Below are 15,285 nucleotides of genomic sequence, written 5' to 3'. Positions count from 1 at the left end.
CAGTCCCCGACGGCCGCGCGTCACAATGGCCCCACCCTCCGGCTCGGCCCGTTGATCCCCGGTTTCCTGGTTCGCCCTCTGGTCCGTGCCCTCGGCGTCGCCCTCGCCCTGGTGCTGTGCTGGGCCCTGCCCGCGGCCCCGGCCTGGGCCGCCCGCGACACCAACAGCTACGACGGCAACATCTATGCCCTCTACGCCGGCAACGGCTCGCTGGTGCCCCCCCGCAGCAACCTGGCTGACGCCCTGGCCGAGCACCGACCGGTGGTGCTGGCCTACTTCCTCGACGACGCCGCGGTGAGCAAGCAGAACGCCGTGGTGTTCAACGAGCTGCAGCGCCTCTGGGGCCGCAGCGTCGAGCTGATCCTGGTGACCACCGACCCGCTGCAGGGCCGCCCAGACCCCGGCCCCGGCGAGCCGGGCCACTACTGGAAGGGCGTCATTCCCCAGGTGCTGGTGTTCGGCACCGATGGGAAGCCGGTGCTCGACGCCACCGGGCCGGTGGACATCAACGCCATCAACGCCGCCCTCACCACGGTGACGGGCCTCAAGCCCCAGGGCGACTCCAAGGCCAGCGTCAGCCGCGAGGTGAACGAGCTGAACAGCGAGATCGTGTTTTCGAATTGATGGTGTTCTCGAGTGGCGCGATCTCCAGGTGACCGTCGGCGCCACGTCACACCAGCCGGCCCCACCCGGCGCCCAACGGCACCACCACCACCGCGCCACCTCAGCCGCTGACCCCCACGGCGCCCCGCCGCGCCCCGCCCGCCATGAGCCCTGCCACCCGGATCGAAACCGACAGCCTCGGCGCCGTGGCGGTGCCGGCGCAGCACTACTGGGGCGCCCAGACCGAGCGCTCGATCCACAACTTCCCCTTCGGCCAGCGCATGCCGCTGCCGGTGGTGCATGCCTTCGGCCAGCTCAAGGCCGCCTGCGCCGAGGTGAACCGCGATCTGGGCAAGCTCGACCCTGAGCTGTGCAAGGCGATCGTGGCCGCCGCCGAGGAGGTGGCCGCCGGCACCCTGGATGCCGAATTCCCGCTCAAGGTGTGGCAGACGGGCTCGGGCACCCAGAGCAACATGAACGCCAACGAGGTGATCGCCAACCGGGCGATCGAGGCCCTCGGCGGCGAGCTCGGCAGCAAGCGGCCGGTGCACCCCAACGACCATGTGAACCTGAGCCAGTCGAGCAACGACACCTTCCCGGCGGCCATGCACGTGGCGGTGGTGCTGGAGCTGGAGCGCCAGCTGATCCCTGCGCTGCAGGGGCTGATGGGGGCCCTGCAGGCCAAGGCCACGGCCTATGCGGAGATCATCAAGATCGGGCGCACCCACCTGCAGGATGCGGTGCCCCTGAGCCTGGGCCAGGAGTTCGGGGGATACGTGGCCCAGCTGCGCCTGGGGCTCGACGCGATCGACGCCAGCCTGCCGGCCGTGCGCGAGCTGGCCATCGGCGGCACGGCGGTGGGCACGGGCCTCAATGCCCCAAAGGGCTTCGGCGAGCTGGTGGCGAAACGGCTGGGGGAGCGGCTGGGCACGGCCTTCAGCAGCGCCCCCAACAAGTTCCAGGCCCTGGCCGGCCACGAGGGGCTGGCGATGGCCCATGGCGCCCTCACGGTGCTTGCCGGCAGCCTGATGAAGATCGCCAACGACATCCGCTGGCTGGGCAGCGGCCCCCGCTGCGGCCTGGGCGAACTGGTGCTGCCGGAGAACGAACCGGGGTCTTCGATCATGCCGGGCAAGGTGAATCCCACCCAGTGCGAGAGCCTCACAATGGTGGCCGTTCAGGTGATGGGCAACAACACCGCCGTACAACTGGCCGCCTGCCAGGGCAATTTCGAGCTGAACGTGTTCAAGCCCGTGATCGCCCACAACGTGCTGGAAAGCATCGAACTGCTGGCCGGCGCCTGCCGCACCTTCCGGGAACACTGCATCGAGGGTCTGCAGGCCAATGAGGCCCGCATCGAGACGCTGCTGGATCAGAGCCTGATGCTGGTGACGGCGCTCACCCCCGCCATCGGCTACGACCGGGCCAGCGCCATCGCCAAGCACGCCCACAACCACCAGCTCAGCCTCAAGGAGGCCGCCCTGGTGCTCGGCGAGATCAGCGCCGCGGACTTCGACCAGTGGGTGCAGCCCCAGCAAATGGTGTGATCTGGCCAGCGTGGCTAGGTTGCCAGGGAAGGTCCTGAACGCCTGACAACTGGCGGAGCAACCATGGCCAAGGGCATGGCGACAGAAGAGGCGAAGCAGCTGATGGGGGCGATCTCCGAATCGCTTGCCATTGCCACCTTCTCTCTGGATGGCGAGATCCTCTCCGCCAACCAGAGATTTCTGGAGATCATGGGCTACGAACTGGGGGACGTGGTCGGCAAACACCACAGGATTTTTGTCGATCCCGGCTACGCCCAGTCGGAAGAGTATCAAGAATTCTGGAAAAGCCTTGCCAGCGGCAAAAGCACAACAGCCGAATTCAAGAGGTTCGGCAAGGGTGGGCGCGAAATCTGGCTGCAAGGCACCTACATGCTGGCAACAGACAGCTCCGGCCAGCCCGTGAAGATTGTCAAGGTGGCCTCAGACGTCACCGCCAGCAAGCTGATCGCCACCTACAACGCCGGAATGATCGCCGGCATCGAGCGGGCGATGGCCGTGATCGAGTTCCAGAAGGACGGAACCATCATCTCGGCCAACCAGAACTTTCTCAACCTCACCGGCTACTCCCTGTCGGAGATCACCGGCCAGCACCACAGCCTGTTCGTGGGGCGGGAGTACGCCCACTCAGAAGAGTATGCGGAGCACTGGCGCAGACTAGGAGCCGGTGAGTCCATGGAGGGGAGGTACAAACGATTCAGCAAGACAGGAGAAGAAATCTGGCTGCAGGCCACTTATGCGCCCATTCTCAGTCCGGATGGTGAGGTCGTCAAAATCGTCAAGTTCGCCTACGACATCACCACAGCTGTTCACCAGGCCGATGAACTGGAGCAAGCCCTCGAAGCCTCCCACAAGGCCAAGGAACTGGAAATCGAGCTCGCCAAGGCCAACGAGGCGGAACGGGCCAGAAAGGAAATGGATCTCGCCATCCAGGAACTCTCCACCCCAGTCACGCCGATCTGGGATCAGATCCTGCTGCTGCCCCTGGTGGGCATTCTCGATTCGACCCGTGCCGCCTCCATCATGACGAAGTCGCTGGAGATGATCTCCCAGACGCGGGCACGCATCTTCGTGCTGGACATCAGCGGTGTGGCCACCGTGGACACGGCCGTGGCCAACCAGCTGATCAAGATCACCAAGGCCACCCAGCTGATGGGCTGTGAGGCCATCATCTCCGGACTCTCCCCAGCCATCGCCCGCACCATCGTGGAACTCGGGGTGAATGTGGGGGAGATCCGCACGACGGCCACCCTCCGGGACGCCTTCGAAACGGCCCTGGCCAGCCTGGGGACCCGCATCGGCCAGTCGCGACAGGAGGAGAAGGGCACAGCCCTGAGCGTGCGGTGATTTGGGCCGCAACGATGCAGACGCAAGCAAGAAGGATGGAGGCAGCATGAGGGAAAGCCACAACTCAGGCATCTCCATCACAAAAGTGCAGGGCATACTGCTGGTGACCATGCAGCCCGATCTGGATTCAGACCAGTTCCGGGATCTCACCACCCTGCTGGGAGAGAAAGTCGCCAAGGACAGGCCCAAGGCTGTTGTGCTGGATTTTTCCACGGTGCAGTTGCTCAGCCATAGCGAATATGAGCGCATCTATTCCATGCTGCTTTCCCTGCACCTGCTGGGGCCGCAGGTAGCCATCTCGAATCTTTGTCGAGAAGTGGTTCTCTATCTTGCGGAGTCAGAAGCCATACACCCTGAGATCAGGTTCTTCCTGGGCATTGAGGATGCCATGCAGCACTTCTCAGCGGAAGGGGCCAGCAGCCATGGCCGCTGACGTTGAGGCTGAACAGAAGGCCGCCGCCTTCCAGATCGTGAGCATCACCAGCCTGTATGGCGCCGTGGCCATGACCCGCAGACTGCCCTTCATGGCGGATCTCAGCGAACAGGACAGGGTTCTGATTGCCACCGTAGTCTCCGAACTGGGGACGAACATCCTGAAATACGCCGGCAAAGGAACCATTCGGGTTCAGCGCACCATGGATCACGGCCACGACGCCATTCAGGTCTCAGCCGTGGATCGGGGCAAGGGAATCGACGATGTGGAGAAGGCCATGACGGATCACTTCAGCACCTCAGGAACCCTGGGCATGGGCCTCCCCGCCGTCAATCGCATGATGACCAACATGGCGATCGAGACAACCGAGGGTGAGGGCACCAGAATTGTGGCGAATAAGTGGCTGGATGGAGAACCGATCAAAGCCAGACAACTTGTTCGCCATGGGCAGGCCGCTGAAGCCGCCAAGCTGAATCTGGAGCATTACGACGTTGGCCTCTCCATCAGACCGATCCAGGGAGAGCGCGTCAGCGGGGATATCAGCGTTCTCGTGAACCATCCCGATGGCCTGCTCGCTGGCCTGATTGATGTGTCGGGGCATGGGTCGGAGGCCCACGCCCTGGCCTGCGAGATGCAGCAAACGGTTGAGCAGCACGGTGGCGCGGGGATCGGGCAGATCCTAGAAAGAGTGCACCAGGAGCACCGCGGAAGCCGTGGAGCAGCGATCGGCCTGGCCCTGCTGGATCAGACCCGGCACAAACTGCTCTTTTCTGGCGTGGGAAACATCAGCATCTGGCTGCTGGGGCACCAGCGATGGCGAGGAGTCAGCAGGGATGGAATCATCGGCCAGAGAATGCGATCAGCGTTCATTCAGGAGGTCGACATCCATCCGGGAGACATGGTGGTGATGACATCAGACGGCATCTCCGAATCGACCTCTCGACACCTCTGGGACCTCTACAGGCCAGGCATGAAAGCCCAGGACTTCAGCGACATGATCCTGCGGGATGCCGGCAAGAACCACGACGACGCCTCCTGCCTGATTGTGAGATGCCTGCATCCGTAGCCCTGGGATCGCTGGACGTGTGGGACGAGAGCTCCTGCTTTCTGCTGCGCAGCAAGCTGCATCGTGTGCTGCAGGTGTTGGACGCCGACCTACCGATCAAAGCCTGTCTGGCCTGGGTAGGGGAATGGTCGCCGCTGGTGTCCGAGCTGCATCCGATTCATGTGGGCGTGGAGCTGGAGCAGAAGCCTGAGCAGCCTGCTCTCACCCTGCGGCTGCAGACGGATTGGGCCTGTCAGTTGCCTCGCTGTCCGATCCGCCTGGTTCGACTGGAGACGGCCACCACGGACGATGGATCGACCGAACAGATCCTGAGGTTGCCCCTCCCAGAGCCGTCAATACCGGAAGAACGGATCAACGAGGCTGCAGCGATCCTTCAGGAGCAATCCAGGGAGGAACTGTTTCGACAGACCGGCCTCATGAATGAACAGCTGAAGGATTCGATTCTGCAGGCCGAAGAAGCAACCCGAGCGAAGTCTGAGTTCCTGGCAAAGATGAGCCATGAGCTGCGCACACCAATGAATGCCATCATTGGCCTCTCCCATCTGGCGCTGAGAACAGAACTATCCGAAAAACAGGAGGATTATATCTCGAAGGTTCACAATGCAGGCATTCACCTGCTGGGCATCATCAACGACATCCTTGATTTCTCCAAGATTGAAGCCGGCAAGGTTGAGCTCGAAGAGGCGACCTTTGAACTGGATCAGATTCTCGAGGAGATCTCGAACATCGTGGCCTTCAAGGCAGAGGAAAAGAGCCTCGAGATCTCCTATCACGTTGAGCAAGGCGTGCCAACCTCACTCAGGGGCGACTCCCTGAGGCTCAAACAGGTCCTGATCAACCTGATCACGAACGCGATCAAGTTCACGGAAACGGGCCTGATTGACATCCACATCTGGGTGGCTGACAGCAAGGAGGACAGGATCAAGCTGGCCATCGACGTGCGGGATACGGGCATCGGGATGTCCGCAGAACAGATCACACGACTGTTTCAGGCCTTCACCCAGGCGGAATCCTCCACAACCCGTACCCATGGAGGAACGGGTCTGGGGCTCACGATCAGTCGACGCTTGCTGGAGCTGATGGGCGGAGGACTGTCGGTGAGCAGTGATACGGGAGTGGGAAGCACCTTCCATGGCCTGGCCTGGCTGGGGATGGCGCCGGAAGCGAACCGGCAGGCAGACGGCAACCTGGAGGTGCTGCAGAACTGGCGGATGCTGCTGGTGGATGACAACCCTGTGGCCCGGTCGGTGCTGGAGGATCGTCTCAGCGAGCTGTGTCCCCGGATTGAGACGGCCACCTCGGGGGAGGAGGCCATCCCGATGGTGCTCTCGGCCGTGGAACAGGGGAATCCCTACGATGTGATCTTCATGGACTGGATGATGCCAGGCCTGGATGGCTGCAGCACGGCGGAAGAATTGGAACGCAGGCTGAAGCAACACTACCCACCCGTGATCATGGTGACGGGCTTTGACAAAGACCAGGCCCTGCGAGACCATCCCGACACAGCCATTGAGGGATTTCTCACAAAGCCCGTCACCGGCAGCGCCCTTCGCAAGGCCCTGGCAAGAATCACCCAGGGAGACGCATCCAAGGCGGAGAAGCCGGCAGCGGGCCACGACAGCAGCCGCTGGAACCTGGAGGGGCTGCGGGTGCTGCTGGTGGAAGACAACGAGATCAATCAGCTGATCGCCGTCGAACTGATCCGGGCCGTCGGCGGCCAGGTTGTTGTCGCCCAGAATGGTCTTGAGGCCCTGGAAGAGCTTGAACGCACGCCATCTCCCTTCCATGTGGTGCTGATGGATCTGGCCATGCCGGTGATGGATGGATGGGAAGCCACCCACAGAATCCGCTCGGAAAGCCGCTGGCACGATCTTCCGATTCTGGCGATGACAGCCCATGCCTTTGCCGAGGAACGGGATCGCTGCCTGGTCGCTGGCATGCAGGATCATCTGACCAAACCGATCGACCCCGATCGGCTCTATCAGGCCTTGACGGCCTACAAGCCCGAGGGCCCAGCGCCATCACCGGCACCGGCAGCGGCGCCCGCAGCAGCAGCGGCAGCAGCGGCAGCGGCACCAGCAGGACCCAGCCTGGATGCCCCCTCAGCCGCGAACCCGGGGGCCAAGCCTCTGGACGCCCTCCGGGAGGCCGGTGTGGACGTGGCCGGTGCACTGCGGCGGACAGCTGGGGACGAATCGCTGTATCTGAAGCTGTTGAACAGTTTCGCCACCACCCAGAGAACTGCCGTCGAGCAGGTGGAGCAGGCCCTCGCGAGCGGGGATCACGCCACGGCGGAGCGGCTGGTGCACACGATCAAGGGGGTGGCGGGCAATCTTGGTGTCATGGCGCTGCACAGCAGCGCCGATGCCCTGGAGCACGCTCTGCGGGAGCGTGCACCGACAGACACAGCTCAGCAGACGTTCAACCAGTGCCTGACCTCCACGCTGCAATGGCTCGATGCAGCCCTGCACCAGCCGGAGCTGGCAAGGAGCGGTCAGACGAATCCACCCACACCCAGCCCTGCAGAGGCCGCTCCAGACCAGGACCTGGCCGACACCCACAGAGACCTGCTCCACACCCTGGCCGGCCTGATCGACTGCGGTGACGGCGAAGCCATCGAGCTCGCCGCGCGGGAGCAGACCCTGTTGCAACAGATTCTGGGAGATCAGGTGTATACCCAACTCCACAGACAGCTCGATGATCTGGAATTCGAAGCGGCCCTCGCCACCCTGCAACCCGCCCTGGGAGGCACCGTCTGAACGCACCGCTGGCCACTCGGGGCATCGAGTGGGCATGGAGGCGTCGACCCGCCGCAAGCGGCCCCTGGCAGCATGAGGTTTTGTATCACGTGCACCGACGGGCGACCTGCAGGCCTCTCAGACAGCCTCCAGGCTGGATAGCCTGAAAGTAGAAAAAAGATCCATTGCTGTTGCTGTCTTCCCCAGCACCACACGGCCTTCACCAGCAGATCCAGGATGGCTTTCCCCAGATGCAACCAACACGGGCGGAAAACGATGAGAAGTGCAGCACGAGGCAATCCACAACGGAGAGGCCCTACTGAATCCCTTCCGCGAAGACATTCACCCAGAGGCTACAGAACAAATCAAGATCCCGAGACCCGCCAGGCATGACCCAGAGTTCCTCCACCAAGCCACTGGTCGTCGCCGTTGACGACGCCCGCGAAAGCCTGCAACAGATCAACAGTCTGTTGAAGGAGAATTATCACATTCGCATGGCGACGAGTGGCAGCGCGGCACTGCGCAGCATCAGACAGCAACCCCTGCCAGACCTGATCCTTCTGGACATCATCATGGAAGGAACAGATGGCTACGAGGTCTGCAGGATCCTGAAGGAAGACCCGGACCTTCAGGATATCCCCATCATCTTTCTCACCTCCCGCACCGAGACCCATGACGAGGAGATGGGATTTTCATGCGGCTGTGTTGATTACATTACCAAGCCGATCTCTCCCTCCATCCTCCGTGCTCGGGTTGCCACCCACGTTGAACTGAAACGCGCCCGGGATGTCCTCAAGGACAACAACACCTACCTCACCTCCGAAGTGATCAGGAGGACGGCTGAGGTGGAGGCGGTTCAGGACACCACCATCCTGGCCATGGCCTCACTGGCAGAAACCAGGGATAACGAAACGGGTGCCCACATCAAGCGAACCCAGCAATACGTCCGCGCCCTGGCCAAGCACCTCCAATCAAGCCCGGCCCACGCGGCTGAACTCTCGGACGAACAGATTGAGATCCTCTACAAGTCTGCGCCACTGCATGATATCGGCAAGGTCGGAATACCAGACTCCATCCTTCTGAAGCCAGCCGGCCTGACTGTGGAGGAGTTTGACATCATGAAGACCCACACCACTCTCGGCAAACTCACGATTGAGCAGGCGGAAGAAGCCCTGAATTCACCGAGTTCGTTTCTGGTCACCGCCAAGGACATTGCCTACTGTCACCATGAGAAGTGGGATGGGAGTGGCTATCCCCAGGGCCTGAGCGGCGAGACGATCCCGTTGGCAGCACGCCTGATGGCACTGGCCGATGTCTATGACGCCCTGATCAGTGAGCGCGTCTACAAGCGTGCGTTTTCCCACGATGAAGCCAGCGCCATCATCATGAAGGGGGGCGGCAGTCACTTTGATCCTGCTGTGGTGAGTGCGTTCCTCGCCCTCTCCGATCAGTTTCAGGCCATTCGTGCTCAGTATCAGGATCATGTTCCCCAGCCTTAGAACCCTGATCGGCTGACTGGGCGCCCAGGGTGGGCCCCGGCAGCCGGTGTGAGGCAGGGGGCCGTTGGATGTGGCCTGCTCCGTGCACCCGAACGGCCTGCCCAGCGGAGATCACCAAGCCCACCACTGGGGTTGCCAGGCGCCGTCCGGCCGGACCAGCATGGGCGACGGACCGCAGGATCAGCATGGCCATCCCGGATCCGTGGCAGTTCAGGATCAGCAAGCCCGGCCTGCTGCTGATCACCGCTGGCGTCGCTCTCGTCGTTCTGGCCGTGAGGAGCTGGGACCCCGTGGGTCCCCAGTCGCTGATCTGTCGCCACCGGGACGATCCCAAGGGACTGATCAATTTCCGGGTCACCGTGGGCCGAGGCCAGGATCAGGTGCGCTTCGCCGATGGGCAGACCCTGCCGGTTGAGACGTCCCGCGATCGGATCACGTTCCTGGAGAAGGAGTCGAACAGCTTCCACCTCGCCGACGATGACGGCGATGAGGATGGGATGGGGGTCGGCAGTAAAGAGCGGCGGGAGCTGGGCATCCCTGCCACGGCGGCCCCGGTGGTGGTGCATTTCGACCGTCGTCACGACGTGGAGCACCGCACCACGATCGACCGCCATCGCCTCACCTTCCAGGAGCAGGCCCTCACCAAGGGGGGCCAGCCGGGGGAGGTGATGATGGATGGGAGCTGTCAGCCGGTGGCGGCCGGCTGAGCCGGGCTCAGCACCAGCCGCAGCAGCACCGGCGCCAGGAAGGTGGTGCCGATCACCATGATCAGGATCGCCGCCTCCAGCGCCGGGTTGAGCAGGCCCGCCTGGCTGCCAAGGCCCAGGAAGATCAGGCCCACCTCCCCCCGCGGCATCATGCCGAGCCCCACCAGCCAGCGGTTCGTGGGCTCGGCGGAGCGGTAGCTGAAGCCCGCCGCCAGCTTAGTGACCACGGCGATCCCCAGCAGGAAGGCCGCCACCACCAGGCCCTCGCGGTTGGCCGGCTCGAGCGGGTTGAGCACCGCCAGATCCATGGTGGTGCCGATCAGCACGAAGAACACGGTGGCGAACAGGGCCACCAACGGCTGGATCGCCGCCTCGATGGCGTGGGCATGGCGGGAGTTGCTCAGCACCAGTCCGGCGGCGAAGGCCCCCAGGGCCGCCTCCAGGCCGATGGCCTGGGCGGCGAAACAGCCGAGGCACAGCACCAGGAAGGCCACCGCCACCGCCTCGCCCGGGGCCTTCAGCCGATCGAGCAGACCATCGAACAGCGGTGCGGCCTTGCGGCTCAGCAGCAGCGACACCGCCACGAACACGGCGGCGGCCGCCAGCAACTGCAGGATCGGGCCGGCGCTGATGCTGCCCCCCGCCGCCAGGGACACCACCACCGCGAGAATCACGATGCCGAGGATGTCATCGAGCACGGCGGCACCGATCACGATCTGGCCCTCGCGGCTCTTGAGCACCCCCAGCTCCCCGAACACGCTGGCGGTGATGCCGATGCTGGTGGCGGTCATGGCGGCACCGGCGAACAGGGCCGGCAGCAGCGGCACATGGAACAGCAGGTGCAGCCCGGCGGTGCCCAGGGCCAGGGGCAGCAGCACCCCGGTGAGCGCCACGCCGACGGCCTGGGCCGCCACGGCGATCAGCCCCTCCAGCTCACACTCCAGGCCCGTGAGGAACAGCAGCGCGTAGAGACCGAGGCGCGCGACCGACTGCAGGTTGGCGAAGCTGTCGTTGTAGAGGGCGCTCACCTGATCCGGCGCCAGGTGGGACAGGCCCGCCACCGCCGCCACCAGGGCACCGTTGAGCTGGGCCCCTAGGTCGGGGGGCAGGATCAGGTGCAGGCCCGAGAGACCGATCAGCACGCCCGCCAGCAGCTCCCCCAGGATCGTGGGCAGCTGCAGCCGCACCATCAGCTCGGCCAGGGCGCGGGCCGCCAGAACGATCAGGGCGAAGCGCCCCACCTCGATCAGGGTGTGGGCCACCTCCACGCTGTGGCCGCCCAGCTCGAGCAGCAGTAGGGGAAGAACCTGCATGCACCCAGCGCTTGAAGTCTGCGGACCGTAGGCGCAACGGCCAGGGGCCGCCAGCCCTCGGCATCGCGCCGCCAGCGCCGATCCGGCAGCGCTCCCGCCAGGGCGCTCAGAGCAGGTTGGCCGCCAGCTCCGCCAGTTCGGAGCGCTCGCCGCGCACCAGGGTCACGTGGCCGGCGAGGGTCTGGCCCTTGAAGCGCTCCACCAGCCAGGTGAGGCCATTGCTCTCGGCGTCCACGTAGGGATTGTCGATCTGGTAGGGATCACCGGTGAGCACGATCTTGGTGCCTTCGCCCACCCGCGTCACGATCGTCTTCACCTCATGGGGGGTGAGGTTCTGGGCCTCGTCCACCACCATGAACTGGCGCGGAATCGAGCGGCCGCGGATGTAGCTGATCGCCTCCACTTCCAGCAGGCCCATGCCCTTGAGATCCGTCCAGTTGCTGCGGGGCGGGCGGTGGCCCGCCGGCCGGCCAGCACTGCCGCTGCGGCTCGAGGCGCGGCCCTCCTCCTCCGAGCTGCGGCCCAGCAGGAAGTCGAGGTTGTCGACGATCGGCTGCATCCAGGGGCCCATCTTCTCCTCGAGGGTGCCGGGCAGAAAGCCGATCTCCTTGCCCAGGGAGATCACCGGCCGGGTCACCAGCAGCCGGTCGTAGAGGTGCTCATCGGCCACCTGGTGCAGGCCGGCCGCCAGGGCCAGGAGGGTCTTGCCGGTGCCGGCCTTGCCCACCAGCGTGAGCAGCTGGATCGCCGGATCCAGCAGCAGGTCCAGGGCGAAGGTCTGCTCGCGGTTGCGGGCGCTGATCCGCCCCAGCCGCGCCCGCTGCACCCGCTGCAGCGGCACCAGGGAACCGCGCTTCGCGTCGTAGCGGGCCAGCAGCGTGTGGCCCGGCTGCAACACATCCACCAGGGTCACGCCCTCGTTGGCCTGCAGGGAGAGGCCCGTGGCCTCCAGCGCCGCCTGGACCTCGGCGAGGGGCAGGCCGCCCTCCCCCTTGATCGCCTCCATCTGCTGGGCACTCACCGGCAGATCGCACACCCCGGGGTAGAGGTCGGCGATCGTCACCTTGTCGGTGGTGTAGTCCTGGGCGATCAGGCCCACCGCATCGGCCTTGATGCGCAAGTTCGTGTCCTTGGTGACCAGCACCACCGGCTGCTTATCGCCGCCGATCACCCCCTGGCGCAGCTGCTCCAGCGCCACCGCCAGGATGTTGTTGTCGCCGTTGCCGCCCTTGAGTTCCGGGGGCAGCTGATCGAGGGTCTCGCGCCGGCAGAACACCACCTGCAGGGTGCCGCCGCTGTCCTCGTCGATCGGCACGCCGTCGGCCAGGTTGCCCTTCTCCCGCAGGGCATCCAGCAGCCGCGACACCTGGCGGGCGTTGCGCCCCTTCTCGGCCGGATCGCGCTTGAAGCGGTCGATCTCCTCCACCACCTCGATCGGGATCACGATCGCGTTGTCCTGGAAGCGGGTGAGGGCCTGGGGGTCGTGCAGAAGAACGTTCGTATCGAGAACGTAGGTCTTGCGCATGGGGCCCGCTCCGGCGGCGTTACTCGCACCGTACGGCGCTTGATCCAGCCGGCAACGAGGCCGCCACCAACCGCCGCAATCGGGGCCGCTACCGGCGGCGCGGCCTACGCTCCGGCGGTCCCTGAAACTCCGGCGTGGCCCCGCTGTTTTCCGTTCTGCTGATCGCGCTGCTGCTGTTCGGCCTGAGCCTGCTCTGGCTCGAGCTGCGCCACCGCCTGCGGCCCGCCTCCCCCCTGCAGCTGCGCTCCGGCGCCTGGAAGGTGCTGCGCCAGGACGACGGGGCGCTGGTGAAGGGCACGCTCACCATCACCAACCCCCATCCCCGCATGGAGGTGTTCGTGCCGGAGATCCGCGTGAAGCCCACCCTGCTGGGCCGCGGTGACCTCAAGGCCGTGCAGATCAGCAGCGAGATCATCGCCAACCACCCGGATGAGCCGGCGCGGGCCGATGGCTACTGGTTCGCCTACATCGTCAAGGGGCGCAAGAGCACCGAGGCCAAGCTGCGCCTGAAGATCACGGCCCCCGCCGGGGTGGACCTCAAGGGGCTGCTCGACACCCTCTGGGTGGAGATCCTCTGGATGAACTACGGGCCCTTCGGGCGGCTGCAGCGCCGCGACGCGGTGCTGGTGCCCCTGCGCCGGCCCGCCGCCACCACCCCGGCCAACGCCCAGTGGCGCCCGGGCGACCACTGCCAGGTGCTGCCGATCCGCACCCACCTGCTCGGCGTGCTCGACGATCCGGCCGAGGTGCTGCGCCACTACGCCGGCGCCGTGCTCCAGCCCGGCGACATCCTCACCATCGGCGAGACGCCCCTGGCGGTGATCCAGGGCCGCTACCACCACCCGGAAACGGTGCAGCCCTCGGCCCTGGCGCGCCTGCTCTGCCGGGTGTTCCACCCCACCAGCTCCCTGGCCTCCGCCTGCGGCCTGCAGAGCCTGATCGATGTGGTGGGGCCGGCCCGGGTGCTGGTGGCCTGGCTGGTGGGCACCGGCCTCAAGCTGGTGGGCCTCAAGGGCTGGTTCTACCGGCTGGCGGGGGATCAGGCCCGCCTGATCGACGACATCACCGGCACCACACCGCCCTACGACCAGACGATCGTGCTGGGCCCGGAGCAGCCCGCCGCCATCTGCGCCCAGCTCGCCGCCGAGCTCGGGGTCGCCGTGGCCGTGGTGGATGTGAACGACCTGGGCCGGGTGAAGGTGCTGGCCGCCAGCCCCGGCACGGACGAGGAGCTGCTGCAGCGGGCCCTCAGGCCCAACCCCGCCGGCAACGCCAACGAGCGCACCCCGCTGGTGCTGGTGCGCCCATAGCCCGCCCGGCCCCATACGATGGAGGTGAGGCCTGTCGAGCGGGGCCGTAACCCTGCCGAGCGCAAGCGTGTCGACCACCCGAGCGGTCCCGAGCAGCAGCCAGCCATCGGCCGGCCCCGCCAGCGGGGCGGCCGGCGAGCCCGCCGCTGGCCCCCTGCCACCGCTGCGGATCGAGCCCCTGCAGGGCTGGCACCTGCCCCTGCTCCACGACCCCGCCTTTCTGGATCTTCAGCCGCTGCTCCAGCGCTCCCTGCTGCTGCAGGGACCGGAGTGGCTGCTGCGCAGCGTCGTGGCACGCCGCGCCCTGGCACCGACGGTGCTGGTCGCCTACCGCGATCCCCAGCGGCCCCTGGGGCTGATCGTGAGCGAGCGGCTCAACCGCAGCGGCAGCTGCTGGCAGCTGCTGCACCTGCGCAGCAGCGAAGCCGTGCTGGCCGCCGCTGAAGCGGGCCGCATGGCCCTGGAATCGGCCCTGGTGCGCGAGGCGATCCAGCGCAGCCGCAGCGCCGCCAGCTGGATCGCCACCAGCTCCAGCTGCGACGACGCCCGCCTGGCCCTGCTGCGTCAGCAGGGCTTCCAGCCCCTGCGCCACGAGACCCTCTGGCGCTGGCAGCCCCAGCCCGGCGGCAGCCCCAGCGGCGGTGAGGCGGAGCGGCAGCTGCAGGCCCTGCCGGCCGATCTGCAGCTGCAACCCCTGAGCCGCCGCACGGCCGGCCTGATGTGGCACCTGGAGCAGGCGGCCCTGCCGGCCCAGCTGCGCCAGCTGCTGGATCGGCGCGTGGAGGATCTGCTCGACCAGAGCCAGGGCCCCAGCCTGATGCTGGTGGATGCCTCCCGCCAGACGGCCGTGGCCGGCGCCCGGCGCCTGCGGCCCGGCAGTCGAGGCCTGCCGGAACTGGAACTCACCCTGCACCCGGGCTGGCAGCACCTGCTGGGGGCGCCGCTGCAGCTGCTGCTGGAGCGCAGCGCCGCCGGCTGCGAGCAGCTGATCGTCCGCAGCGACATGGGCGACAGCGAGCGCAGCCGCTGGCTGCAAAGCCTGGGCATGGCCCCCGAGGGCGAGGAGGTGGTGATGGCCCGCAGCGTCTGGCGGCGCCATTCCCCCCAGCCCAGCGCGGCGGTGGCCCGCCGCCTCGACGCGGTGCTCGGCCAGCTCCAGCCCCGCCAGCGGCCCCTGCCCACGCCCCTGGGGCGCTGACG

12 protein-coding genes are annotated in these 15,285 nt (G+C 66.1%); 10 read left to right on the top strand and 2 right to left on the bottom strand.

What is annotated here, in order from left to right:
* The first annotated feature begins 51 nt into the window (after positions 1–51).
* From ACLV7J_RS01705 to ACLV7J_RS01670, 8 genes are all read left to right on the top strand, one after another.
* On the top strand, positions 52–624 hold the full coding sequence (locus tag ACLV7J_RS01705; protein WP_411867389.1) for a thylakoid membrane photosystem I accumulation factor: 573 nt from the start codon (positions 52–54) through the stop codon (positions 622–624).
* A 143-nt stretch (positions 625–767) separates the two neighbouring features.
* On the top strand, positions 768–2,150 hold the full coding sequence (gene fumC, locus ACLV7J_RS01700) for a class II fumarate hydratase (protein ID WP_411867388.1): 1,383 nt from the start codon (positions 768–770) through the stop codon (positions 2,148–2,150).
* Positions 2,151–2,213: 63 nt separating this feature from the next.
* Positions 2,214–3,494 carry a PAS domain S-box protein gene (locus ACLV7J_RS01695; protein ID WP_411867387.1) on the top strand — a complete coding sequence of 427 codons (1,281 nt, stop codon included), beginning with the start codon at positions 2,214–2,216 and terminating at the stop codon, positions 3,492–3,494.
* Between the two features lies 1 nt (position 3,495).
* The gene (locus ACLV7J_RS01690; RefSeq protein ID WP_411867386.1) at positions 3,496–3,927 is read left to right on the top strand and encodes an STAS domain-containing protein; all 432 of its coding nucleotides are present in this window, start codon (positions 3,496–3,498) and stop codon (positions 3,925–3,927) included.
* A complete protein-coding gene (locus ACLV7J_RS01685; protein WP_411867385.1) occupies positions 3,917–4,993 on the top strand; it encodes an ATP-binding SpoIIE family protein phosphatase in 1,077 nt (358 codons plus the stop codon). Before ACLV7J_RS01690 ends, ACLV7J_RS01685 begins: the two co-directional genes overlap by 11 nt.
* Positions 4,978–7,752, top strand: coding sequence for a response regulator (locus ACLV7J_RS01680; protein WP_411867384.1), 2,775 nt, complete (start codon positions 4,978–4,980; stop codon positions 7,750–7,752). The genes ACLV7J_RS01685 and ACLV7J_RS01680 overlap by 16 nt, the downstream gene beginning before the upstream one ends.
* A 368-nt stretch (positions 7,753–8,120) precedes the next feature.
* Positions 8,121–9,230, top strand: a complete 1,110-nt coding sequence (locus tag ACLV7J_RS01675; protein WP_411867383.1) for an HD domain-containing phosphohydrolase — start codon at positions 8,121–8,123, stop codon at positions 9,228–9,230.
* Between the two features lie 185 nt (positions 9,231–9,415).
* Positions 9,416–9,937, top strand: coding sequence for a hypothetical protein (locus ACLV7J_RS01670; RefSeq protein WP_411867382.1), 522 nt, complete (start codon positions 9,416–9,418; stop codon positions 9,935–9,937).
* Here ACLV7J_RS01670 and ACLV7J_RS01665 read toward each other — a convergent pair.
* Together ACLV7J_RS01665 and ACLV7J_RS01660 are read right to left on the bottom strand one after the other, a co-directional pair.
* Positions 9,916–11,250 (bottom strand): cation:proton antiporter, encoded by a 1,335-nt coding sequence (locus tag ACLV7J_RS01665; protein ID WP_411867381.1) that lies wholly within the window; start codon positions 11,248–11,250, stop codon positions 9,916–9,918. The two genes, ACLV7J_RS01670 and ACLV7J_RS01665, sit on opposite strands and share 22 nt — an antisense overlap.
* A 106-nt stretch (positions 11,251–11,356) precedes the next feature.
* Positions 11,357–12,775, bottom strand: coding sequence for a PhoH family protein (locus ACLV7J_RS01660; protein ID WP_411867380.1), 1,419 nt, complete (start codon positions 12,773–12,775; stop codon positions 11,357–11,359).
* A 134-nt stretch (positions 12,776–12,909) separates the two neighbouring features.
* Here ACLV7J_RS01660 and ACLV7J_RS01655 point away from each other — a divergent pair, with 134 nt between their 5' ends.
* Both ACLV7J_RS01655 and ACLV7J_RS01650 read left to right on the top strand, forming a co-directional pair.
* Positions 12,910–14,085 carry a F420-0:Gamma-glutamyl ligase gene (locus ACLV7J_RS01655; RefSeq protein WP_411867379.1) on the top strand — a complete coding sequence of 392 codons (1,176 nt, stop codon included), beginning with the start codon at positions 12,910–12,912 and terminating at the stop codon, positions 14,083–14,085.
* Positions 14,086–14,152: 67 nt separating this feature from the next.
* Positions 14,153–15,283, top strand: a complete 1,131-nt coding sequence (locus ACLV7J_RS01650; protein ID WP_411867378.1) for a hypothetical protein — start codon at positions 14,153–14,155, stop codon at positions 15,281–15,283.
* Positions 15,284–15,285 lie beyond the last annotated feature (2 nt).

The sequence above is a fragment of the Vulcanococcus limneticus LL genome, assembly GCF_943369875.1.
GTDB lineage: Bacteria > Cyanobacteriota > Cyanobacteriia > PCC-6307 > Cyanobiaceae > Vulcanococcus > Vulcanococcus limneticus_A.
Note: the sequence above shows the minus strand (reverse complement) of the source record. Positions and strands in the feature narration are given on the sequence as shown.